We start from the raw sequence: 23869 nt of genomic DNA on the forward strand, positions 1-23869 counted from the left end.
TTTTTTATGGCATTTGAAAGTTTAACGAAGAGATTACAAGATGCGATGAGTAAATTACGTCGCAAAGGGAAAGTAACCGAAGCCGATGTAAAAGAAATGATGCGTGAGATTCGTTTGGCCTTACTTGAAGCCGATGTGAACTTACAAGTCGTGAAAGAATTTACGAAAAATGTTCGCGAGCGGGCAGTTGGGGCAGAAGTTTTAGAAAGCTTATCCCCAGCGCAACAAGTTGTGAAAATCGTTGATGAAGAGTTAACGAAGATGTTAGGTTCTGAAACGGCTGAATTAATCAAGTCACCAAAGATTCCTACAGTTATTATGATGGTCGGGTTACAAGGGGCTGGTAAAACAACCTTCACAGGGAAATTAGCCAATCATTTAATCAAAAATGAAAAAGCGCGTCCATTACTGATTGCAGGTGACGTATATCGACCAGCTGCGATTGATCAATTAAAAGTTTTAGGCGAACAGTTAAAAGTGCCTGTTTTTGAGATGGGTACTGAGGTTTCACCTGTTGAGATTGTACGTCAAGGGATGGAAGTTGCCCGTGAAAAACGCAATGACTATGTGTTAATCGATACGGCCGGACGTCTGCATATCGATGAAACTTTGATGGATGAGTTAAAACAAATTAAAGAAATCGCCCAACCAAATGAAATTCTTTTAGTTGTTGATGCCATGACCGGTCAAGATGCGGTGACTGTAGCGGATAGTTTCAATCAACAGCTAGGCATTACCGGGGTGATTATTACCAAACTTGATGGGGATACTCGTGGCGGTGCAGCATTATCCATTCGCTCAGTTACGGGTGCGCCGATTAAATTTACTGGTACTGGTGAAAAATTAACAGACCTTGAAGTATTCCACCCTGACCGTATGTCTAGTCGTATCTTAGGTATGGGGGATTTATTAACCTTAATTGAAAAAGCCCAACAAGATTACGATGAGAAAAAAGCGGAAGAACTAGCCCGTAAGATGAAGGAAAATAGCTTTGACTTTAATGACTTTATCGAGCAGCTAGATCAAGTGATGAGTATGGGACCGTTAGAAGATTTGATGAAGATGATTCCAGGGATGAGCACCATGCCAGGAATCGAAAATCTAAAAGTGGATCCAAAACAAATTGCTAGACAAAGAGCCATTGTGATGTCCATGACTCCCCAAGAGCGTGAAAATCCTGACTTACTCAATCCAAGTCGTCGTCGAAGAATTGCTGCTGGATCAGGAAATAGTGTGGTCGAAGTCAACCGCATGATTAAGCAGTTTAAAGAAGCCCAAAAAATGATGAAACAAATGACCAATGGTAACTTTAATATGCCAGGTATGGACCAAATGTTTGGCGGAGGCATTAAAGGGAAATTGGGGAAAATGGCGATGAACCGCATGATTAAGAAGAATAAAAAGAAAAAGAAGAAAAAACGTAAATAAACGGACAGAATAGCCACCAGTCGTTCAACTAAACTGGTGGCTATTATCTTCTTATTCGTTAAAAAAGGAGGATGTGTTGAAACCAAAAGCGAAACGATTATATGAGCTCATCCATGAAATCTACAAGCAACCCACTTATCCACTTTCGCAAGTAGAAAAACAAGCATTTTTTGAGGCGGCTCAAAAACTAACAAACAACCAAGAACGCATTAGCTTGATTGCGTATCGCTTATATCTGACAGAGGAAAAGGCTGCTCAAAGCCATCAAAGTTATAAGGAATTACAATACTTGAAAAAATTACTTCTAAAATATCGTTGGAAATACTATTTAGGTGCGGTATTGCCAAGTTCTTTTATTCGATAATTTATTGGGGTTTAGTTTATGACTAGACTTATTTTTTTTGCATTGTGCCTGATTATTCGTTACAATGAATTTATCTTATTGAAAGGAGTTTTTTTATGCAAAGATTAAAAATACAACATTTGATTGCAACCGGGATTTATACAGCGTTATATTTTATTTTGATGGCACTTTGCTTACTCGTTTTGCGCTTTACGATTCCTGGTTTTCATAATTTATTGCTTCCTGGTGTGACCGCGTTATTTACTGGATTGATTTATTTAATTTTAATTGCTAAAGTTCAACGTTTTGGTGCTATTTCAATTATGGGTAGTGTGATTGGCCTATTATTTTTAATGACGGGCCATTTTCCTCTAGCTTTCTTACCAAATATTGTTGCGGCCATTTTGGCGGATTTCATTCAATTTAAAACGAATTTGCCAATCAAGATAAGAACGATGCTAAGTTATACCGTATTTAGTTATGGTTTAGTTGGACCGCTTTTGCCACTTTGGTTTATGCGTCAAGCTTACATTGATGCGTTACTTGCTCGAGGAAAAGATCAAAAGTATATTCATTTCGTATTTGAACATGTGACCCAACAGATGTTTATTGTGAGTCTGTTAGCGATATTCATTGGTAGTATTGTTGGCATTTCGTTTGCTTTTCGTTTGTATCAAAAACATTTTGCTACTCGTTTTGGACAGATTTATGAATAAAAAATCGTTATCCATTGATCCTCGGGTTAGTTTGTTTTATGTCTTATTGGCAAGCTTGTTTTTAATCTTTCCTTTTCAGCTAAGTGTGCAGTATTGTTTCTTTGGCGTTGTGGCAGGTGCGCTATTACTTATAGGAAAATATCGCCAAGTTCTCTGCTACTTACTCATCTTTGTTGTCTTTGTACTGCCTATAGCTATCCGCCATCCAATATTAGCGCTGATTCGCGACTTTTTAGCTATTGGTTTTGCACGTATGTTGCCACTTTTTATGACGATGAGTTTGGCGATGGACCGTCAATCAATGGGGAAGTGGCAGGCGGCGATGGCGAAGATGAAGATGCCCAATTTTCTCTTTATTCCACTGGTGGTTTGTATTCGATTCATTCCGACATTTATTCAAGAAGGTAAACAAATTGCGCAATCTTTGAAATATCGTGGATTAGCCCAAAACTGGCGTCAGATACTCTTTCATCCATGGCAGTTTTTTGAGTATTTTGTTATTCCGTTACTTTCTTCCAGTGAGCAAGTCATTATGGATTTATCCAGTAGCAGTCTCATTCGATGTATTCAAAATACCAATCCCAAAACGAGTATTTATCCTATTCGTTTGAAAATGTTAGATTATTTACTATTCCTAATTGGACTAGGAATGATTGGAGGTCAATTATGGTTGCACTCATTGATTTAAAGAATCTAGAATACCATACACCTAATCAGGAGTGTCTGCTTAAAGGAATTGATTTTCAACTTTCTCCAGGTGAATGTGTACTGATATGCGGAAAAAGCGGAAGTGGCAAAACAACCCTTTTGAATGTTTTAAGTGGATTGGTTCCAGAATTATTTGAAGGGCAACTGGCTGGTCAAGGACAAATGTTAGGTCAACAATTTCCAATCAGTGATTTTCCTAGTCATGCGGAGAAAATCGGTCGCGTATTTCAAAATCCTAAATCCCAATTTTTTACCAGTGAGGTCCTAAGTGAGTTAGCCTTCAAGATGGAAAATTTAGGACTTTCGCGGGAAATGATGCAAGAGAAAATCCAGCAAGTCGCTACCTTTTTTGAGATTGAGGCATTTTTAGCGCAACCTTTATATCAATTGTCAGGTGGACAGAAGCAAACTGTTGCTTTCGCTAGTAGTTTGTTGCCAGCTTGCCAAATTTTGTTTTTGGATGAAGTTGCCAGCAATTTAGACAAAACTGGATTGGCCAAATTAAAGCAGACGTTAAAACATTTGAAACGCTCGGGTGTCGCTCTTGTATTGGTAGAACACCGTTTAGATTACTGTTTAGATTTGATTGATCGCATCTACGTATTAGAAAATGGTCAACTAAAGCAAGAATTATCCGCTGCAGAATTAAAAACTTATTCCGCAAACGGATTGGCTGGATTTGGTTTACGACATTGGCAAGCTGCGGTAAACCAGCTAACCTTACAAATGGAAAAGAAAGAAGCGACCATTCAATTACAGCTAGAAAATCTCTTCTTTGCCTATCCAAAGCAAAAAGAAAAGCAAATTGCTATTCCCTCATTGACGTTGGATAACAGCCAAATCATCGGACTCGTCGGTGAAAATGGTGCGGGTAAATCCACTCTAGTACAGTTGTTAACCGGATTGCTAAAGGCTAAGCAAAGTCGAATTACTTTAAACGGTCAATTGATGCGCGCAAAAGACTTGTTGGCGCAAAGTTTTCTTGTCCGTCAAGAAGTGAGTTTGCAATTATTTTTTGAAACTGTAGCAAAAGAGCTGACCTTTCAAGCAAAAAGGCTAGCATGCTACGATGAAATAGTGGCAGCTTTTGGATTAGAACAACTATTGTCCCGACATCCGCAGAGTTTATCTGGAGGGGAGAAACAACGCGTTGCCATCGCCAGTGCTTTGCTATCAGGAAAGTCTTGTCTTTATTTTGATGAGCCTACGAGTGGTTTAGATGCGCTTCAGATGCAGCAAGTCAGCCAGCAATTAAGATTTATCCAACAAAATTATCCAGTCTTAATCGTGGTTATCAGCCATGATCAACCATTTTTAAGCCAGACCTGTGATTGCATCCTTAAGCTAGAGAAGGGACGTATCACATCTGCATAAAGCATTCATTAAGCGATTGTCTATCAGTAGAAAGGATAGATAATCGCTTACTTTATTAGAAAATGCCAATTCTCTATTCCTTGTTTATTATTAGCATTTGCATTCACATATTCCTCCACCAATCTTTTATCATTGGTGGAGGACTTTCCTTGAAATGCAAGTAGAAAAATAGTATTAAAATACAAAATAGTAAAAGTAAGGCTAACTTCTTTGTCTTCTTCATTTTGACACTTCCCATTATTAAGTATTTCTTTCTTTACGCATTGCCCATCTATTTAGCCAAGTTTGATAGTATACGATAACGGCAGAAAGCATAGTGATTAGCAGAAATAGTATAAATAAATAGATATAGTCTCCTAAATGGGTGATATAACTACTTACTCGAATATAGCTAATGATAATCAACGTTGTCGCAATAGACATCGTGAGAAATGCTGGCAATTTTAAATGACTAAATTGTAAAAATTGTCCATTTGTTTCAAGACTTAAGCGTTGATAGTAATGATTACTTAAAAAAAGGCATGCTGCGATGAGTAAGGTATAAAGGATGATTTGTTTTGGATGCATCCCGTTAAAGGCGGCATCATGTACAGCCGTGCCAAGCCAATCTTCCCAGTGCGGATAAAAGACAATGCTTTGTTGAAAGAGTGTATAAAGCAAGGATACAAATGCTATTATCATTGGCCCAGTGAATAAATTGCCTAAGATTACGCCTAAGAAAACCCCAATCACAAAAAGGAAATAATAGGAAAGGCAGCAACTAAAAATGGCATATAGTGTTTGCAACCAATCCCAATGAATATATTTTTCAGGAATTGAGAAATAAATCATCCCCTCAGCAAGCGCACTTCCAATGAAAATGGTTCCTAGCAAAAATAAACTATAAAGAATAAATTTACTTCTGAATAGCTGCTTTCTGCTGTATTGTAAGCTAAAGAGGAAGGTATTAAATTTACTCTTCAAGTCCCAAAAACACATACTAAAACCAAAGGCTAGAACGAGAAAAATACATAGTAAATTTTTCTTAGAAAGAGAATCGTAACGAAAATAGAGACGTTCTCTTCCTAAAAGAGTGGAGGTATAGGGAAAACTTTTTTTCTTCGGATTCACTTCTAACAGATGCGTTCGATAGTTTTCTAAAGAGACTTTCTTTTGGCTACCATTTGATTCATATAGGTAATAATTATTCGCTTTAAAACCTTTAGCAAAATAATCAGAATAAAAAAAATCATAGCTCCCTTGCCACCCTACAATATTTGAGCGTGTGTTTGAGGCCAAAAAAGTAATAGCCAACAAACTAAATAATAATAAGAGTACTTTTGATTTTTGCCACAGTAAGCGATAGAGCATCAAAATCTCCTCCTTTACCATTTATTTTCACGATATCTCTGCCACCATTTAAGCATTGTTTGGAAATAGACAAATATCGTTGCAATTACTGTACAAAATAAGGTGATAACAACAAAAATTTTCAAGTCTTGCCAAGTTTTAAGTGTTAAGAAACTGGTTCTTGCAGCAAGATAAACAGAGCTTGCAATCATCAGTAGATAGATTGGTAATCTTAGCTTTTTGACCAATAGAAACTCGCTACTATTTTCAAGACTTGTCCGGTTAAAACTATAGCATCCTAGGGCTAATAAGCTGAGAGAAGCTAGTATCGTGAAGACGATTAACATTGGATGGCTCCCGTAAAAGCTTGGTAGGAGTTGCCAAGTGTCGAACCATTCTTCTTTTAGATAGCTAAGTTTTTCTTGATAAAAAACAAAATAGAAAAGTAAGGGAACAAGTGAAAGTGGCGCAAAGAATAAATTTCCTAATCCAACACCAAATAATAATCCAATGATAAAGATAAATAGATAGCTCATTGTGCAACTGAAGCCACTATATAAAAATTGCGTCCATGTAAAATCAAGATATTTATCCGGAATGTTTGCACCGATGATTCCTAGTGCGCAATAGTTGCTCAATAAAGTGACGATAAAGAGAATTCCCGTATAAAAAAGCACCTTTTTCCAAAAGATTTTCGAACGTTTTATGCCTAATCCAAAAAGAAATTGATTAAAATGTAATTTCAAATCTAAGAAGAATACAGCAAATCCTAACAATAGAAATAGGACGACTTTTTCAGCTTGTCCGAGTTGTACATTGGTTTGGAAATAAAACACATTGGAAGGTGAATCGTTAAAAATCTGCGTTTGCGTAGTGTATAAGGGACTGTTCTTTGAATGCACCATGAGTTGACGATCACTATATTTTTGTCGAATGGCTGCTTGATGCTTGCTCGCCCGATATTTATTTTCATCTTTCACGTAATTTTTTGGATAGGAATCAAAATCTTTCTTGAATGCTTCTGATTGATAAAAGTTTCTACTATCTTGCCAGTTATAGACAATGCTTAGACTAGAAAAGGCAAAACTAGCAAAAATGACTAGGCTAGCAAAGAGGATAATCCATTTGCTGCGTTGCCAAAAAATTTTATATAGCATAATCGTTTCACCCCTTAGACTTTTTCATTTCTGAGATTGGCTTCAAAGACATCGCTTAATTGAATAGGTAGTTCTTCCATGACAAGTGGTTCGAGTGCTTTGAGTTGAGTCGCCAGTTCATCGGTATAGTTTTCAAATAGTGCTACAATGACACGCCCTTGGATATCAATCGCTTTAGAATTTTGTTTGACGAGTTCTGGAATGTCCTTGACTTTAAAGACCAGTTGAAGTTTGCGCGCCTTTTCCCGTAAACTTTCTAATTGATAATCCTGAGTAATGGTGTGTTGGCTCAAAAATAGTACGCGATCGATAATCGGTTCTAGCTCATTGAGTTGATGCGAAGAGACTAAGATACTAATTGGTTCATTGCTGATGGCATCTAACAAGAGTTCCACCATTTGTTTTTTCACTAAGTAATCTAGGCCATCAAAAGGTTCGTCAAGTAAAATATAAGTAGCCTTAGAACTCATTGCTAAAATAAGTAAGAATAATTTTTGCATCCCCTTAGAAATTCGTTGATAGGTCCGATTCAATGGCAACTGATAAGCGTTCATTAGCTGGGTAAATAAATCGAGATCAAATTTCGGATAACTCAATTGATAGAATCCAGCAATTTTTTTCAATGAATAAGGATTGAAGAAGTTTTCCTTTTCATCAATAAAGAATAGTTCAGTTTTATATTGCGGTTGTTCAAAAATATTTTCCCCATGAATCCAAACTTCTCCTGTATCTGCTAAGTATTGATTGCTTAGGGTACGAAAAAGGGTGGTTTTTCCTGAGCCATTGCGTCCAACTAAGCCAACGATTTCTCCAGGAGTTAATTCAAAGTGGATATTGCGTAATATTTCTTTTTGGTCAATCGTTTTAGATAGATTCGTGACTTTCATTTTCTGCTCCTCCTAACTCGGTGGTAATTTCGTCAATCCATTGTAAGATTTCATGATTCTCTATTTTCAGATGCCGTGCTTCAATCATGAAATTATAAAGTTGACTTTTCAGTTGTTGAATCTTGTAAGTATCTTTTGGTAAGTCTTGTGTTTCTTTGATAAATGTCCCTTTGCCTTTGACTGTGACGATGACTTGTTCAGCTTCTAGTTGTTTATAGGCTTTACTAACAGTATTAGGATTCATTAAGAGTTGTTTGGCAGCTTCACGAACCGAGGGAAGTTGATCGCCTGGTTGTAAAACACCTTGTATGACACTTTCTTTTACAGATAAGACAAGCTGTTCATAATAGGGTTTGCTGCTCGTTTTGTCGATACTTAACATCATCTGCTTTGCTCCTTTCTATCTATTTTCACTGTCCTTCGTGTACTATTATAACTAGTACACTTAATACAGTCAATAGGACGCTATTTCAAAAATGAAAAAAATTTAATGAAAAAATTTTAAGCTGTAAAGAAAAAACTCTTTACACCGTGAGCAAAAACTGTTAAACTAGCACATGTGATTAAAAATTATGGAGGTGTTAATTAACATGGCAGTTAAAATTCGTTTAAAACGTATGGGATCTAAAAAAGCTCCTTTCTACCGTATTGTAGTTGCTGATTCACGTTCTCCTCGTGACGGACGTTTTATTGAAACTGTAGGTACTTACAACCCATTGAAAGACCCTGCAGAAGTAACAATCAAAGAAGATTTAGTACTTGATTGGTTATCAAAAGGTGCACAACCTTCTGATACTGTTCGTAACATCCTTTCAAAAGAAGGCGTTATGAAGAAACATCATGAAGCTAAATTTGCTAAGAAATAAGGTGAATGGATATGAAAGATTTGCAAGCTTTAGTCTTAACAATCGTTCGTCCATTAGTTACTCAGCCTGACCAAGTCCAATTGGAAGTGTCTGAGTCAGAAGAATTTATTGAATACAATTTGACCGTTGCACCAGAAGATATTGGTCGTATCATTGGCAAACAAGGTCGAGTAGCAAAAGCCATTCGTACTATTGTTTACAGTGTACGTGTAAATGGTCCAAAGAAGGTTCGTTTAAATATCTTAGACGGCAAAGAGTAATGATGAAAAGAAAAGACTGGGACTCAATAAGTTCTAGTCTTTTTTAGTACAAGGATGTGAGCCGGGACGATCAGCTCCAAGCAGCTAAGGTTTTCCGGAATGTCAGGAAAATCCACCATATTTTAAGATTTTCCTAGACAGGCCGGCTTAGATGCACAGGAGCTTCCCGGCGAACACAGATTATTACAAGGATGTGAGCCGGGACAAGATGAAGGATATGAGGAGGGATACTGATGGATTTTTGGATTATGTGTTTTGTGGTTGTGTGTCTTTTCATTGCTTTATTCAAAGTCAAATCTAAATTGCTGAAATTACTATTTTTGATCATCATCCTCTTTTTACTTTGGGTTTATCAGAGTGAATGGATGACGATGGTCCAGCAATTAAAGTCAGGTTCTCCTAAACTCATTGATTTACAGACTTTCAAAGATTGGTTGAATCATGGACTAGAAAAAATAAGACAGTTTGTTTCGCAATATATTTAAAATAGTAAGAAAGGAATGAGAGTAATGACGGAATTTTACAATGTTGGTAAGATTGTGAATACGCATGGTATCCGAGGAGAAGTCCGCGTGATTTCCCAGACAGATTTTCCAGAAGAGCGTTATCAAGTCGGCAATCAACTCACTTTATTTAGGGCTAAGCATGAGCCGTTGACACTAACGATTACCAGTCACCGTAAGCATAAAAACTTTGACTTATTAACTTTTGAGGGCTATACGAATGTCAATCAAGTAGAAGCTTTTCGCGATGGCATTTTAAAAGTTTCAAGTGAGGATTTATCTGAATTAGCTGAAGGTGAATTTTACTACCATGAAATTATCGGATTAAGTGTCATTGATGAAAAGGGTGAAGTAATCGGGAAGGTTCAGGAAATTTTATCTCCAGGTGCGAATGATGTGTGGGTAGTCAAACGTCCAGGGAAGAAAGATTTCTTGTTGCCATATATTGAGCCAGTAGTAAAAGAGATTAATGTCGCAGAAGGCTTTGTGAAAGTGGAATTGTTAGAAGGGTTGATGGATGATGAGGATTGATGTCTTAACTCTTTTTCCAAATATGTTTACCAATCCTTTAGGTGAATCGATTATCGGGAAGGCCCAAGAGAAGGATTTGTTAGAGCTTCATGTGCATAATTTCCGTGATTATTCAGACAACAAGCATCAAACCGTTGATGACTATCCATATGGTGGCGGTGCGGGCATGCTTTTGAAGGTTCAGCCCATCTATGATAATTTAAAGGCGATTGAAGCACAAACACCGGATGTCAAGAAGCGAATTATTTTACTTGATCCGGCGGGAAAACCCTTCAATCAAAAAATGGCTGAAGAATTTTCTAAAGAGGAGCAGCTTGTTTTTATTTGTGGTCATTATGAAGGCTATGATGAACGTATTCGAACTTTAGTGACGGATGAAGTTTCTTTAGGGGACTATGTGCTAACCGGGGGCGAACTCGGGGCGATGGTAATGATTGATGCTACAGTCCGCTTATTGCCAGATGTTTTAGGCAATCAAACTTCTGCTCAAACGGATTCACATTCGACCGGGTTATTAGAGCATCCACAATATACCCGACCAGCGAATTTCAAGGGGATGGAGGTACCGTTTGTCTTAACGAATGGTAATCATAAATTAATAGAAGAATGGCAATTAAAAGAATCATTGCGCAGAACCTATTTACGTCGTCCAGATATGCTTGAAAAATTGGATTTAACCAAACAAATGGCTAAACTACTAGCTGAGGTCAAACAAGAAGAAGCACAAAAAGATATTGAAGAATAAAGAAGGCAAGCGGGTAGGCAGACTATCCGTTTGTTTTTTGCTGTAAAAAGAAAAAAACCACTCACCAAATGGGCAAGTGGTTTGTGTCGATAAATTAACGACGGATTTCTTTAATACGAGCTGCTTTACCGTGTAATGCACGTAAGTAGTAAAGTTTCGCACGACGTACTTTACCGTAACGTACTACTTCGATTTTAGCTACACGAGGTGTGTGTAATGGGAATGTACGTTCAACACCAACACCGTTAGAAATCTTACGTACTGTGTAAGTTTCGCTAATGCCAGCACCACGACGTTTGATTACTACACCTTCAAAAATTTGGATACGTTCACGTGAACCTTCCACAACTTTTGCGTGTACACGTACAGTATCACCAGGACGGAATGCTGGGATGTCTGAACGTAATTGTTCTTGAGTTAATTCTTGAATTAATGGATTCATTTCTTCTTTCTCCTTATACCAAATATTCTTAAGACTTTATAAGGCCCCAGCGGAATATCGTAATTAACGAGCAAACACGCTCAAAAAGTATATTAACATATTTTGCGCAGTGCTGTAAAGAGAAAATTCTTGTCAGACAGATGTTTTTTTGAAAATCTCTAGGCTGTTTCAGAAATAATCAGTGAGAGTATTGAAAAAAACGGTTTGAGAAGTAAAAGTTTAAGTGATAAGTATCAAGAAAAGAAAAAATAGATAGTCGTATATTAATCGTTTAATTGAAAGAAATCAGTTAATAATGGAAATTCCCGATAAGATAAGTCAGCGGTTATCCTTCCTTCTTGCATATAAAAAATTTCATTACATAAGTCAGTGAGATAAGCTAAAACGTGGGAAGAAACCAGAACGATTTTTCCTTGATGGGCATAATCTATCAATAGCTCTTGTAGATTTTTGACTTGTGTAGGATCTAATCCATCAAATGGTTCATCTAATAAAAGAATTGCCGGTTGGTGAATAAGAGTCATAATCAAATGCACTTTTAGCAACGTTCCTTTTGATAATTGATTCAATGGTCGGTCTAAGAAGGGAGTCAATTCAAAGTGTTCTATTAGGTGATCCATTTCGTCACTAGGATATCGCAGCCTTCTAATTTGACAGATATATCTCATATTTTCATCAATCGTCAAGTAATCATATAATAATAAGTTGGTTTCGAGATAGCCTAAATTATTTTTGATTAATTCATGAGTAAAAGGTTCATTATTATACAGAAGATAAGGATAGCTTGCAGAATAGTAGCCAGCTAAATTATCTAATAAGGTGGTTTTTCCTGCGCCATTTTTACCTACTAAGCCATAAATATATCCAGATTTTAACGACATTTGGATATTTTTTAAGGCAAAAGTATGGTTGGGATAGCTATAGTTTAAGTTTTTTACTTCTAAATGATTATGCGACATGGTTACTATTCCTTTCTACAAAATGTGTTAAATGTTTTTTGGTTAGATAAATGGCCAAAATAGTCAGAAAGATTCCTATCAAATGCAATAGTGCCCAGAAAGTAAGTAGCAAATAAACGTTGGCATTAGGCTGGTGCAATTGAAACAAGACAACTAAATTGATGAGTTCAAATAAAAGAATACCGATAACATTTATAAGAATCGCTTTTATCGTTGGTCGATTATAAAATGGACCGGTTCTAAAAAAGTTTGGGTAGATTGAAGTGGCAATCGGATAACTAGCTGGTAATATGACTAATGCAAAAGGAAGCACTAAAATAACAATCATTAATTTTACTGTCCAACTTTCTGGAATCATACTCAGAAAAACTAAAAAATAGATAGCATCACAAAAGAAATGGAGTAGATAATTGATTTGTAATTTTCGTATAAATTTTTCTTGTAAAAAGTGACCAAAATGCTGGAGTTGAATCATCCGTTTTGCTTCTAAATCAAAGCTTGTCAACGTAGATAAAAAAGAGTTATTGCTACCGATAGCTGTAAATAGTAACCAAAATAGTATACAATATCGGATACTGTCTTTAAAAAGGTAGCTATAATTTCGGCTTACTTCAAAGGCAAAATATATTAAAAGACCAGGTAGGACTAGGACCATGAAAAGAAAAGCAGAAATCGTTACGTGAGATTCATGTATAAGAATCGAAAATTCAAGAAATAGCGAGCTCTGATTGAATCGTAATTGGATTTTGTTTTTTAGGATTCGATAACTCAAAAGTAAGATGCCTATCATGATTATCATTAAAACTATCCATATCTTGACATGTAGCGTTGTGGTCAAAATTTTTTTGAAAAGCGAAATACTTGAAAAAATAATCACCAAAGTAGGATAGTTGATTAGGTATCTGCCTAAGAAATCTAGACTTTGCCATTTTGGTTTTAAAAGTATAGGTCGAATACAGATTACGCTGACTAAAAGTATGAGCTCAATGAATAAGTAGCTAAAATTGAGCTGATATTTAGCATAATGAAATATAAAAAAGAGATAAGTAAAAAGCGACAAACCAATTATTTTTGTATAATTAAGCGCCCAGTCAATCGCAAAGTGAATTTGTTTAAAAGAAAGCCCAAGGTTATACAGCGAGTATTTTCTTTTTTCATTTTGAAGAGTGAGGGTACTTTCTTTTAATCCAACTAGTAGTAAACAAATCGGCAATAAGAAGAGTAAGGAGAAGTATGCATATTTTTCTTTGATACTATAGCTGAAAAGACTAAATAGTATCGGGGTAATCAATAAATTGTTTAGAAGATGTATTAGATATAACATTTTATCCATTGCTTTTTGACTAGCTAAGTGATTTTTTTCGAAATACAAACTAGTGATAAAAATGTCTAAAAGATATCGTTTCATCTGTTTTCTCCTTTTCTTTTATTGTAATTATCGTAAACGCTTAAAAAAACTTTGTCAAGGTGATAAATCAAGTAGTCATTTGGTTCGTAAGCAGGGAAAAACACTGCTACAATATGAAAAAAAGATAAAATGAGGTTGTTGTCATGAGTGAGGTAATGGAAAAAATTACGGTTGATTATGAAGCGCCACAAGAACGTATTCAATATGAAAGTGAGCGTTTGGTTAGCCAAATCAAGGAACAGTTAGTAGGTCAAGATGTTGCTTACTTACATCGACTTGCACCAGAAATTATCGAAAAATCAATTCCGGAACTGCAACAAGCAATTCAAGCAGGAAAATTTAGCTATGAAGATTTAACCGCCTTTTACCTATTTCGGATGTTAGAAACCGATATCTTAGTAGGTGGAATGAATGCAATTTCTGAGATTCATCCGCAAGCTATCGAACAGGCACGTAAATGTGATGAACAAAAGGCAACGATAGACTACAATAAATACCCATTATTTGGTATACCAATCACCTTTAAGGAGAATATTTTAAAGAGGAAGATGCTACCTTGCTGCAAATTGGCTATGCTTTTGAACAAGCGACGAAGCTAAGAGTTTTACAATCATAATTTGTTTTAGTACAGCGACTAATCTTTTAAGAAAAAGGTCGTTGTACTATATTTTTGCGCTAATTTTTGCTATGCTAGGAATGTTGATTTTTTTAAGAAGGGAGTTATGATTTTGCGAAAAACAAATGTGGGCCTAGTGACAGTGGCAATTTTTGTGGCGACTTTCATGACGGCGGTAGAAGGGACCATTGTGACGACTGCGATGCCTACCATTGTCGGTTCGTTACACGGGATTGAGTTAATGAACTGGGTCTTTTCGATTTATCTATTAACCAGTGCGATGTTAACCCCAATTTATGGAAAACTAACGGATAAAATTGGCCGTAAACCTGTTTTCATGGTTGGGACTTTGCTTTTTATTATCGGTTCAGCACTCTGTGGCATGAGCTTTAATATGCATACGTTGATTTTAGCGCGGGCTTTACAAGGAATGGGTGCTGGTGCATTAATGCCGGTTTCATTGACTTTGTTGGCGGACCTTTATCCAATTGAACAGCGTACAAAGGTCATGGGTTATAATTCAACGATGTGGGGAATAGCTAGCGTGATTGGGCCATTAGCTGGTGGATTAATTGTTGATACAGTTGGTTGGCATTGGATTTTCTTTATTAATGTGCCAATCGGTTTAGTGCAACTATTCTTAGTTTTTATGAGTTTGCATGAAGAAAAACGTGCGCGTGAAACGAAGAAAATGGATCTTTTCGGTAGTGTTGTTTTGATGTTGGTCTTGCTGAGTTTATTAGCTGGTTTCCAATTATTAAGTGATCAAGGATTGGGTTGGCTGGTCATGAGTTGCTTTATTGCTAGTGTGCTATTTTTTGTATTATTCATCTGGGTGGAAAAGCGCGCCGAAGATCCAATTATCACATTTAGTTTGTTTAAAAATCCTTTATTTGTTGGCGTCAATTTAATTGCGGCATTGGTAAGTGGCATCTTAATGGGGGTAGATGTGTATATTCCGATGTGGATGCAAGGTGTATTAGGTTTAGCTGCTGGAATTGGAGGCTTAGTATTAGCACCGATTTCACTATTTTGGGTTGTAGGTACGAATGTGGCCAGTAAAATGATGGCCAAACAATCTATTCAAAAGGTTGTCATGCTTGGTTTGTTGGCGATTCTTATGACGACGGTTGGTTTATTTTTCGCTCCGATGGGGATTGGCGCATGGTATTTTGTCTTGCTGATGTTCATTTTTGGAATTGGCATGGGGATAGTAATTGTTTCGACAACGGTCTCTGCACAACAAGTTGTACCCAAAAGTCACTTGGGAGAAGCAACCTCATTTAATACCTTGGTTAGAACCATTGGACAAACGGTGATGGTAGCTGTCTTTGGTTTAATCTTTAACTTTATGACCAACCAAGAATTAGATAAGCAACATTTAGCTGGACGCACAGATTTGTTAAACCAATTTGTCAATCCAAAAACGGCGCATCAAGTGGCGAGTCGATTACATGAGATTTTACGAAAAGTGCTTTATGAAGGACTCCATGCAGCATTTTTCGTAGCTATTTTACTGGCAGTGATCAGTATGGTTTGTGTGAAAATTTATATCCGCCATCAAGTGAAATTAGGCGAATTAGAGGAATAAAAAAAGAACGGTTGGCTGACCGTTCTTTTTTATGCACTCATTTGGATTTGTAAGACATATTGCTCGAATTGGTGCTTAAAGCTATCAAAATAAAGAGCAGCTGGCACTTTTTGCGACTTTTTCCATTCATAGGCCATACCGATTAATAGCCAACTGGTTGAAGTGGTTAAAATTTCACTTTCTGGTGTGCGTAATGGTTTTGGAATCGCCCGTTGTAAAATCAGTTGCAAATCTTCTCTTAATACAGGGCTGGTATAAAAACTCAAGGCTTCGACATAGTTCTTTTTGCAGATGCTAGCCATATCGGTATGAAAATCAGCCAAAATTAAGAAAATCTTCTTTAATAACTCTAAAGAAAAAGGCTCGTCTGGTAGAATTTGTTCTTGAATTTGAGCGAGTAAGGTTTCTTTAGTAATCGTGTCTAGCAAGTGATATTTATCAGTAAAATAATTATAAAAAGTGGCTCGATTGATTTGTGCTTGATTGGTTATATCGGCAATTTTGATTTTTTCTAAACTTTTTTGATGCAATAAAGTAATGAAGGCCTCGATGATTTGTTGGCGTGTTTTTTTACTGCGAATATCAATAGTTGTCATGACGTTCATCCTTTCTTTTTTTCATTATATCAAGAATGGATGAATTTACCAAAAAAATGCTTTAGCGCACGAGACAAGTAATTCCTGCTTTTTCAAAGATTTTTTGATGTTTGAAGAGATCTTCTGTATGTAGTTGGCTGACCTTAGCTAGACGATAGGGACGGTTGAGCTGTTCATATTTTTTTTCACCAAATTGATGGAAAGGAAGTAGCTCAATATTTTGCACACCATATAAAGTAAATAATTTTGCAAATTCTTTAGCATCTTCTAGGCTATCATTGTATCCTGGAATAATCGGAATCCGCACAATGATTTGATGATGCTGGATGGCATAACTGAGATTTTGCAAGATGATATCTTGTTTAACCCCCGTACCTTGGCGATGCTTTTCGTTATCATAATGTTTAATGTCAAAATAAATTAAATCAACATACTGTGCGATTTCTTGAAAGGTATCTGCTTTACAATATCCAGTCGTTTCTATAGCGGTATGGATATTTTGGGCTTTTAAGGCTTTGAGTAAATCGAGGGCAAAATCAGCTTGAAACAAGACTTCTCCACCGGATAGTGTAACGCCACCACCTGATTCATGGTAGAAAGGAAGGTCTTTTAATACTTCTTCCATAATTTGGTCGACTGTTTGCATTTTACCAACTATTTGCATTTTTTTCTTTTGAGGATGAAACATTTCTTCAGGATGGGCATTTTGAGATTCTGGATTGGCACACCAATAGCATCGTAATGGACAACCCTTGAAAAATACGACAGAGCGAATCCCAGGACCATCATGTAGACTAAATTTTTGAATATTGAAAATACAAGCTTGTTTAACTGAACGCATCATAGTATCCCTTCTTTCTTTCATGTTTATCTTAACACAATAAACTTCAAACGTAAATATAATTTGTTTCAAACGAAATATGATATCTGTAAATTGAAAGGCATGCTGGTTTATGTTATGCTAGATTTGCCTGAGAAAGGATGAGGTTGATGACTAGAGAAGAAGAAATTATTGCGATTGTTAGTGAAAAGAAAAAAATAGAAGTCAATGAATTGGCTGATTTATTAAAAGTCTCACGGGTCACGATTCGAAAAGATTTAGATAAATTAGAAAGTCGGGGAATTTTGCATCGCCAACATGGTTTTGCCGTATTAAATAATCAAGATGATATCAATTATCGCCTGGCTATTAATTATGACTTGAAGCGTAAAATTGCTAAAAAAGCTGCTGAATTAGTAAAAGATGGCGAGATGGTGATGATTGAATCAGGATCGACTTGTGCACTTCTAGCAGAAGAATTAGCATATAATAAAAATGATGTGACGATTATTACCAATTCTTGTTTTATTGCTTCTTATGTGCGTAAGTCAGATAGTGTCAAAATTATTTTGCTTGGTGGAGAATATCAAAAAGATTCGCAAGTCAATGTGGGGCCGCTTGTCAAAAAAGTAATCAGTGAATTTCGAGTAGATAAACTATTTGTTGGGATTGATGGCTTTGATCGTGCACGTGGTTTTACTGGTAGTGATATCACTCGAGCGGATACTGCCAACGCGATGATGCAAAGTGCCAATCAAACCATTGTGCTTACTGATTCCACCAAGTTTGAACAAATGGGGGTCATTTCTGAATTTAATTTTGCCGATATTTCGCATGTGTATACGGATGCGGGAATTGATGAAGCAACCATTCACTTTTTAAATGAGCAAGACATTCAGGTTGAGACAGTCTAAAATAAATGTTTTTTGTCTAAGTAGATCTAGTTTCGCTAGTTTTACTTAGACTTTTTTTATTGGTTTAAGTTTATAACTTTCATTCGTAATTTAACAAAGTTTCATTTGACAAATTGTGAAAAGATGTGCTATATTGTGTGCGGAAGAAATCAATAAAGGTTTCAAATGAAGAAAAGAGGGATTTATATGTCAACTGCTGTAGCGACGCAAGATCATGTTAATCGTAAACATTTTGGAGATTTAACCCCACGGATGAATCAATATCGTGAAGAAGTTTTAGACAAGAAGCCTTATATTTGTGCAGAGCGCGCGATTTTAGCTACTGAAAGCTATAAACGGCATCAAAACGAACCTAATCTTTTGAAACGTGCTTATATGTTACAAAATATTTTGGAGCACATGAGTATTTATATTGAAGATGAGACCTTAATTGTAGGAAATCAAGCAAAATCCAATAAAGATGCACCGATTTTTCCAGAATACACCCTCGAATTTGTCTTGAATGAATTGGATACTTTTGAAAAACGTGATGGCGATGTTTTCTATATTACAGAAGAAACCAAAGAACAATTACGTTCCATTGCGCCATTTTGGGAAAATAATAATCTAAGAGCTAGAGCCGGTGCGATGTTGCCAGAAGAAGTAAAAGTTTATATGGAATCAGGATTTTTCGGTATGGAAGGTAAGATGAATTCTGGAGATGCCCATTTAGCCGTGAATTACGAAAAAGTCTTAAAATATGGATTACGCGATTTTGAAGAACGAACGAAAAAAGCTAAAGCGGCATTAGACTTAACCAAACCAGAAAATATCCATAAGTATCATTTTTACCGCGCTGTGTTAATTGTAATTGATGCGGTAAGAAGCTATGCTATGCGTTTTAGTCAATTAGCTAAAGAAAAAGCTGTACAAACACAAGATGCGAAACGTAAGGCTGAATTACTTGAAATTAGTCGTATTTGTGCGAAAGTACCATATGAAAAAGCTGAAACATTCCATGAAGCGATTCAATCTGTTTGGTTTATCCAATTAATTTTGCAAATTGAATCGAACGGACATTCCTTATCTTATGGTCGTTTTGATCAATATATGTATCCTTATTACCGCCATGATATTGACGCAGGAATAATAGCTGAAGACCAAGTTATTGAATTATTAACTAACCTTTGGATTAAAACACTAACGATTAATAAAGTTCGTAGCCAATCCCATACTTTCAGCAGTGCAGGTAGTCCTTTATACCAAAATGTAACAATTGGTGGCCAGACAACAGATAAAAAAGATGCAGTGAATGATTTATCTTTCTTAGTATTGCGAAGTGTTGCTCAAACACGTTTGCCACAACCAAATTTGACGGTGCGCTATCATAAAAATTTAAATCCGAAATTTATGAATGAAGCGATTGAAGTAATGAAACTCGGCTTTGGTATGCCAGCTTTTAACAATGATGAAATTATTATTCCATCTTTTATCAAGTTTGGTGTCAAAGAAGAGGATGCTTACAATTATAGTGCGATTGGTTGTGTAGAAACAGCTGTACCTGGAAAATGGGGTTATCGTTGTACCGGTATGAGCTATATCAATTTTGCTAAGATATTGATGATTACGATGAATGATGGGATTGATCCTGTTAGCCGTAAACGTTATGCACAAGGTCATGGCCATTTTACCCAAATGCAAAGTTTTGATGATTTGCTTCAAGCTTGGGATCAGACTTTACGTGAATTAACCAAAATGAGTGTCATTGTCGAAAACGTGGTCGATTTAGCGATTGAAAGTGAAGTTCCTGATATTTTATGTTCGGCTTTGACAGATGATTGTATTGCACGTGGTTTAACCTTAAAAGAAGGCGGTGCCGTCTATGATTATATTTCTGCTTTACAGATTGGTATTGCGAATTTAGCTGATTCTTTAGCTGCAATTAAAAAGCTTGTCTTTGAAGAAAAGAGATTTACGACTGAACAATTATGGGATGCGTTGATTCATGATTGGCAAGGAGAAGAGAATGAAAAAATCCGTGAATTGATTATTGAAGAGGTGCCAAAATATGGCAATGATGAAGATTATGTTGATCAATTAGTTCATGATGCTTATGAAGTATATATTGATGAAATCAAAAAATATCCAAATACTCGTTATGGTCGTGGCCCAATTGGTGGTATTCGTTACTCAGGTACTTCTTCTATTTCTGCAAATGTTGGTCAAGGAAAAGGCACGATGGCTACTCCAGATGGTCGAAAAGCCTGGAGCCCATTAGCTGAAGGTTGCTCACCATCACATAATATGGATCAGCACGGCCCCACCGCAGTCTTAAAATCAGTGGCTAAACTGCCAACGGAAGATATCTTAGGTGGTGTGCTCTTAAATCAAAAAGTGAATCCGCAAACATTAGCCAAGGAAGAAGATAAACAAAAATTGATTATGTTATTACGTACTTTCTTTAATACTTTGAAAGGCTACCATATTCAATATAATGTCGTCTCAAGAGAAACTTTATTAGATGCGCAAAAACATCCTGAAAAACACCGTGACTTAATTGTGCGGGTTGCGGGTTATTCAGCTTTCTTTAATGCCTTATCTAAAGCAACTCAAGATGATATTATTGCACGTACTGAACATGTCATTTAAAACTTGTAACTGAAGGTGAAAAAAATGGAACTATTATTAGATACTGCCAATTTAGAACAAATTCAAAAATATGTAAATACTTTACCAATTGATGGGGTAACCAGTAATCCATCCATCATTAAAAAAGAAGGAAAAATCGATTTTTTTGAACATTTACGCCAAATTCGGCAAATCATTGGCAAAAATCGTACCTTACATGTCCAAGTGGTTGCGACGGACTATGAAGGCATGTTGGCTGATGCGCAAAGAATCTTAAAGGAAGTGGATGATCAAGTCTATATTAAAGTACCGAGTAATGAAGTTGGCTTTAAAGTAATGAAGGAGTTGAAACGTCAAGGTATCCATATCACAGCCACGGCAATTTATACAGAATTTCAAGGGTTGTTGGCCATTCATGCAGGGGCGGATTATCTAGCACCTTATTATAATCGGATGGAAAATTTAAACATTGAGGCTAGTTTAGTGATTCAAAATCTTGCAGCTGAGATAAAGCGGGTTCATTCCGATAGTAAAATCTTAGCAGCTAGTTTTAAAAATGTCAGTCAAGTGTTACAGGCTATCAATCAAGGGACTCAAGCTGTTACGATTGGTCCAGATGTTGTTGCTCAAGCCTTTAGTATGCCATCTATCCAAAAAGCTATTGATGATTTCTCACAAGATTGGGAAAGCATCTATCAAGATAGCTACATTCATGACTTATCATAATTGAAAATGAATCATTAACGGACATGCACCTTGTTTTCACCAAGCAAGGTGCATGTTTATTTTTTTTTGTTTTATGTGAAAAATTTCTTATTTATCAGTCAAATGATTGAAACTGTGTTATACTATAGTTAATAGAAAGCGCTATCAAAAAGTGGTAAGAAGGTGAGTGTATGTATGGATTAGGCGATATTCTATTTTTAACGCTCTTTGCGATGCTTGTGGTTTTTGTTGTCTTGCTAGGCATCTGGGGGCTAATGGTCGTGATGAGTAAAATCTTAAATCAAGGTGGAAAGTAGGGGGAGCATATGTCAGCAATTGTTCAACAAATGATTGAAACTTCAGGAATAGCCAATTTAACGCTGCAAAATGGAATCATGATTTTATTAGCGTGTTTCTTTTTATATTTGGGAATTAAAAAGAAATATGAGCCGTATTTAATGATTCCGATTGCCTTTGGGATGTTGTTAGTGAATTTACCTTTAGCTAATCTTATGGCCGGTGCTACCAATGGTCAACCAGGTGGCTTATTACATTATTTATATTTGGGTACGGAATTAGGGATTTATCCGCCATTAATCTTTTTATGTTTAGGAGCAGCGACAGATTTTGAACCTTTGCTTGCCAATCCTTACACGATTCTTTTAGGGGGAGCTGCCCAGTTTGGTATTTTTGCGGCCTTTTTCTTAGCAATTTTGTTTCATATGTCGCTACAAGAAGCGGCATCCATTGGCATTATTGGTGGGGCAGATGGTCCGACAGCAATCTTTTTAACCAGTCGTCTAGCACCTAATTTATTACCCGCCATCGCTTTAGCTGCTTATTCTTATATGGCGTTGGTGCCAATTATTCAACCACCGATTATTCGTGCACTAACTACAGAAAAAGAACGCCAATGTCCAATGAAAGTCACCCGTAAAGTGAGTCAAAAAGAAAAAATTATCTTTCCAATCGCTGTGACTATTTTTGTCAGTCTATTAGTTCCTAGTGCTACGACATTAATTGGGTGCTTAATGTTAGGGAACTTAATTCGTGAAGTTAAATTAGTACCGAAATTATCTGAAGTCTTACAAAATGTCTTTATGTATATTATCACCGTTATTTTAGGTTTAACAGTGGGTGCCAAGGCAGAAGGAAATTTATTCTTATCCAAAACGACCTTAATTATCATTATGCTTGGGCTGATCGCTTTTGCAGTTGGCACCGCTTCAGGGGTATTGATGGGCAAACTAATGTATTATGTGACAAAAGGAAAAGTAAACCCAATGATTGGTGCAGCAGGGGTATCAGCCGTTCCAATGGCAGCGCGTGTAGTTCATTTAGAAGGTCAAAAAGCCAATCCTCATAACTATTTATTGATGTATGCGATGGGACCAAATGTTGCCGGAGTTATTGGTTCAGCCGTAGCAGCCGGTGTTTTACTAGCATTCTTCCAATAATGAATGTTCAATAAGTGACGTGCTGCTGTGAAACAAATTTTTTAGTGAAACAAGGTGAAAAAATAAAACGCTTTTTGCGAAATAATCCGTATGAAATTGCGTCAAATAAGCATTCTTTTATTTTCATTTTTTTGAGGATAACTCACGTAAACAGTTTTACTTGCTGATATACAAATGTTTGTTCTGCTTTAAAAATGAATGATATCAACACGTCAAGAAAAAAATTTATCTTCCCCAAAAATTGTGAAACAAAAATTCCGATATTTTTTGAATGATGTGGATAACTTAAAAAGATTTTCTTTTCAGATTCCTTATGGTAAAGTATCATTATGGAAAATGAAAGGGGCAGCGTGTATGTGGTCAAAAGAAGAAAAACGTGAAGCTTATGAGTTATTATTGCTTCAACAAAAAGGCTTATTAGAGATTGAAAGTAATTGGATTGCCAATTTGAGTAATTCATCTGCTTTATTAAATGAAACATTAAAAGAAACGGTATTTGCCGGTTATTATCTTTTTGATGGACAAGAATTAATTTTAGGACCATTTCAAGGGAGAGTTTCTTGTACGAGAATTCAAATGGGCAAAGGTGTTTGTGGAGAATCTGCGCAAAAGGAAGAAACATTAATCGTCCCTAATGTCAAAGAGCATGAGAATTATATTTCCTGTGATTCTGCAGCAATGTCTGAAATTGTCGTGCCAATGGTTAAAGACGGCAAGTTAATCGGAGTACTGGATATCGATAGTTCTAAAATTGGCATGTATGATGAAATCGATCAAGAATTTTTAGAACAATATGTCGCGATTCTTTTAGATAGTTTATAATGAAAGCTTCAAAGCGGCTTCTTTTCTAAATTTTAGAGAAGAGGCCGTTTATTTTATTAAGATTTGTTTAGAATGAAATAACATC

27 protein-coding genes are annotated in these 23869 nt (G+C 36.2%); 18 read left to right on the forward strand and 9 right to left on the reverse strand.

The window, feature by feature from the left end; translation table 11 throughout:
• Positions 1-6: 6 nt before the first annotated feature.
• The 5 genes from ffh (at position 7) to I567_RS05495 (ending at position 4569) form a co-directional block, all read left to right on the forward strand.
• A complete protein-coding gene (gene ffh / locus I567_RS05475; RefSeq protein WP_016251258.1) occupies positions 7-1428 on the forward strand; it encodes a signal recognition particle protein in 1422 nt (473 codons plus the stop codon).
• A gap of 73 nt (positions 1429-1501) precedes the next feature.
• Complete coding sequence (locus I567_RS05480) at positions 1502-1792, forward strand: hypothetical protein (protein WP_235426565.1); 291 nt, start codon at positions 1502-1504, stop codon at positions 1790-1792.
• 95 nt (positions 1793-1887) lie between these two features.
• On the forward strand, positions 1888-2487 hold the full coding sequence (locus I567_RS05485; RefSeq protein ID WP_016251260.1) for an MptD family putative ECF transporter S component: 600 nt from the start codon (positions 1888-1890) through the stop codon (positions 2485-2487).
• Entirely contained in the window at positions 2480-3175 is a 696-nt protein-coding gene (locus I567_RS05490; protein ID WP_016251261.1) for an energy-coupling factor transporter transmembrane component T, read from the forward strand. Before I567_RS05485 ends, I567_RS05490 begins: the two co-directional genes overlap by 8 nt.
• Complete coding sequence (locus I567_RS05495; protein ID WP_016251262.1) at positions 3154-4569, forward strand: ABC transporter ATP-binding protein; 1416 nt, start codon at positions 3154-3156, stop codon at positions 4567-4569. The genes I567_RS05490 and I567_RS05495 overlap by 22 nt, the downstream gene beginning before the upstream one ends.
• Positions 4570-4809: 240 nt before the next feature.
• Here I567_RS05495 and I567_RS05500 read toward each other — a convergent pair whose 3' ends face one another.
• Genes I567_RS05500 through I567_RS05515 form a run of 4 tightly spaced genes read right to left on the reverse strand, consistent with a single transcriptional unit; the run spans position 4810 to position 8324 of the window.
• Positions 4810-5919 (reverse strand): ABC transporter permease, encoded by a 1110-nt coding sequence (locus I567_RS05500; RefSeq protein ID WP_016251263.1) that lies wholly within the window; start codon positions 5917-5919, stop codon positions 4810-4812.
• Between the two features lie 14 nt (positions 5920-5933).
• On the reverse strand, positions 5934-7055 hold the full coding sequence (locus tag I567_RS05505; RefSeq protein WP_016251264.1) for a hypothetical protein: 1122 nt from the start codon (positions 7053-7055) through the stop codon (positions 5934-5936).
• Positions 7056-7069: 14 nt separating this feature from the next.
• Complete coding sequence (locus I567_RS05510) at positions 7070-7942, reverse strand: ATP-binding cassette domain-containing protein (protein WP_016251265.1); 873 nt, start codon at positions 7940-7942, stop codon at positions 7070-7072.
• Positions 7920-8324, reverse strand: a complete 405-nt coding sequence (locus I567_RS05515; protein ID WP_026209896.1) for a GntR family transcriptional regulator — start codon at positions 8322-8324, stop codon at positions 7920-7922. Before I567_RS05515 ends, I567_RS05510 begins: the two co-directional genes overlap by 23 nt.
• A gap of 208 nt (positions 8325-8532) precedes the next feature.
• Here I567_RS05515 and rpsP point away from each other — a divergent pair, with 208 nt between their 5' ends.
• The 5 genes from rpsP to trmD all read left to right on the forward strand — a co-directional run bounded on the left by rpsP (position 8533) and on the right by trmD (position 10847).
• On the forward strand, positions 8533-8808 hold the full coding sequence (gene rpsP, locus I567_RS05520) for a 30S ribosomal protein S16 (protein WP_016251267.1): 276 nt from the start codon (positions 8533-8535) through the stop codon (positions 8806-8808).
• Positions 8809-8819: 11 nt separating this feature from the next.
• Positions 8820-9068: a KH domain-containing protein gene (locus tag I567_RS05525; RefSeq protein WP_016251268.1), complete on the forward strand. Its 249-nt coding sequence runs from the start codon at positions 8820-8822 to the stop codon at positions 9066-9068.
• Positions 9069-9301: 233 nt separating this feature from the next.
• Positions 9302-9553 carry a hypothetical protein gene (locus tag I567_RS05530; RefSeq protein WP_016251269.1) on the forward strand — a complete coding sequence of 84 codons (252 nt, stop codon included), beginning with the start codon at positions 9302-9304 and terminating at the stop codon, positions 9551-9553.
• Positions 9554-9577: 24 nt separating this feature from the next.
• Positions 9578-10102 carry a ribosome maturation factor RimM gene (gene rimM, locus I567_RS05535; protein ID WP_016251270.1) on the forward strand — a complete coding sequence of 175 codons (525 nt, stop codon included), beginning with the start codon at positions 9578-9580 and terminating at the stop codon, positions 10100-10102.
• Positions 10092-10847 (forward strand): tRNA (guanosine(37)-N1)-methyltransferase TrmD, encoded by a 756-nt coding sequence (gene trmD / locus I567_RS05540; RefSeq protein WP_026209897.1) that lies wholly within the window; start codon positions 10092-10094, stop codon positions 10845-10847. Before rimM ends, trmD begins: the two co-directional genes overlap by 11 nt.
• Positions 10848-10941: 94 nt before the next feature.
• Here trmD and rplS read toward each other — a convergent pair whose 3' ends face one another.
• The 3 genes from rplS to I567_RS12915 form a co-directional block, all read right to left on the reverse strand.
• The gene (gene rplS, locus I567_RS05545; RefSeq protein WP_016251272.1) at positions 10942-11289 is read right to left on the reverse strand and encodes a 50S ribosomal protein L19; all 348 of its coding nucleotides are present in this window, start codon (positions 11287-11289) and stop codon (positions 10942-10944) included.
• 263 nt (positions 11290-11552) lie between these two features.
• Positions 11553-12248, reverse strand: coding sequence for an ABC transporter ATP-binding protein (locus I567_RS05550; RefSeq protein ID WP_016251273.1), 696 nt, complete (start codon positions 12246-12248; stop codon positions 11553-11555).
• Complete coding sequence (locus I567_RS12915; RefSeq protein WP_231940206.1) at positions 12238-12723, reverse strand: hypothetical protein; 486 nt, start codon at positions 12721-12723, stop codon at positions 12238-12240. Before I567_RS12915 ends, I567_RS05550 begins: the two co-directional genes overlap by 11 nt.
• A gap of 1076 nt (positions 12724-13799) precedes the next feature.
• Here I567_RS12915 and I567_RS05560 point away from each other — a divergent pair.
• Positions 13800-14255, forward strand: coding sequence for an amidase family protein (locus I567_RS05560; RefSeq protein ID WP_016251275.1), 456 nt, complete (start codon positions 13800-13802; stop codon positions 14253-14255).
• A gap of 123 nt (positions 14256-14378) precedes the next feature.
• The gene (locus I567_RS05565) at positions 14379-15863 is read left to right on the forward strand and encodes an MDR family MFS transporter (protein ID WP_016251276.1); all 1485 of its coding nucleotides are present in this window, start codon (positions 14379-14381) and stop codon (positions 15861-15863) included.
• A 29-nt stretch (positions 15864-15892) separates the two neighbouring features.
• Here the strand turns inward: I567_RS05565 and I567_RS05570 are convergent, their stop codons facing one another.
• The gene (locus tag I567_RS05570) at positions 15893-16459 is read right to left on the reverse strand and encodes a TetR/AcrR family transcriptional regulator (RefSeq protein WP_016251277.1); all 567 of its coding nucleotides are present in this window, start codon (positions 16457-16459) and stop codon (positions 15893-15895) included.
• 61 nt (positions 16460-16520) lie between these two features.
• Positions 16521-17300, reverse strand: coding sequence for a glycyl-radical enzyme activating protein (locus I567_RS05575; protein WP_016251278.1), 780 nt, complete (start codon positions 17298-17300; stop codon positions 16521-16523).
• Positions 17301-17449: 149 nt separating this feature from the next.
• Between I567_RS05575 and I567_RS05580 the strand changes: the two genes are divergently transcribed.
• The 6 genes from I567_RS05580 (at position 17450) to I567_RS05600 (ending at position 23784) form a co-directional block, all read left to right on the forward strand.
• Complete coding sequence (locus I567_RS05580; RefSeq protein ID WP_016251279.1) at positions 17450-18193, forward strand: DeoR/GlpR family DNA-binding transcription regulator; 744 nt, start codon at positions 17450-17452, stop codon at positions 18191-18193.
• A gap of 186 nt (positions 18194-18379) precedes the next feature.
• Positions 18380-20821, forward strand: coding sequence for a glycyl radical protein (locus I567_RS05585; RefSeq protein ID WP_016251280.1), 2442 nt, complete (start codon positions 18380-18382; stop codon positions 20819-20821).
• Between the two features lie 24 nt (positions 20822-20845).
• Entirely contained in the window at positions 20846-21526 is a 681-nt protein-coding gene (locus tag I567_RS05590; RefSeq protein ID WP_016251281.1) for a fructose-6-phosphate aldolase, read from the forward strand.
• Positions 21527-21696: 170 nt separating this feature from the next.
• Positions 21697-21822 (forward strand): OadG family protein, encoded by a 126-nt coding sequence (locus I567_RS12700; RefSeq protein ID WP_016251282.1) that lies wholly within the window; start codon positions 21697-21699, stop codon positions 21820-21822.
• 9 nt (positions 21823-21831) lie between these two features.
• The gene (locus I567_RS05595; protein ID WP_016251283.1) at positions 21832-22962 is read left to right on the forward strand and encodes a sodium ion-translocating decarboxylase subunit beta; all 1131 of its coding nucleotides are present in this window, start codon (positions 21832-21834) and stop codon (positions 22960-22962) included.
• Positions 22963-23316: 354 nt separating this feature from the next.
• Positions 23317-23784 (forward strand): GAF domain-containing protein, encoded by a 468-nt coding sequence (locus I567_RS05600; RefSeq protein WP_018345209.1) that lies wholly within the window; start codon positions 23317-23319, stop codon positions 23782-23784.
• Positions 23785-23869 lie beyond the last annotated feature (85 nt).

The sequence above is a fragment of the Enterococcus cecorum DSM 20682 = ATCC 43198 genome, assembly GCF_000407565.1.
GTDB lineage: Bacteria > Bacillota > Bacilli > Lactobacillales > Enterococcaceae > Enterococcus_E > Enterococcus_E cecorum.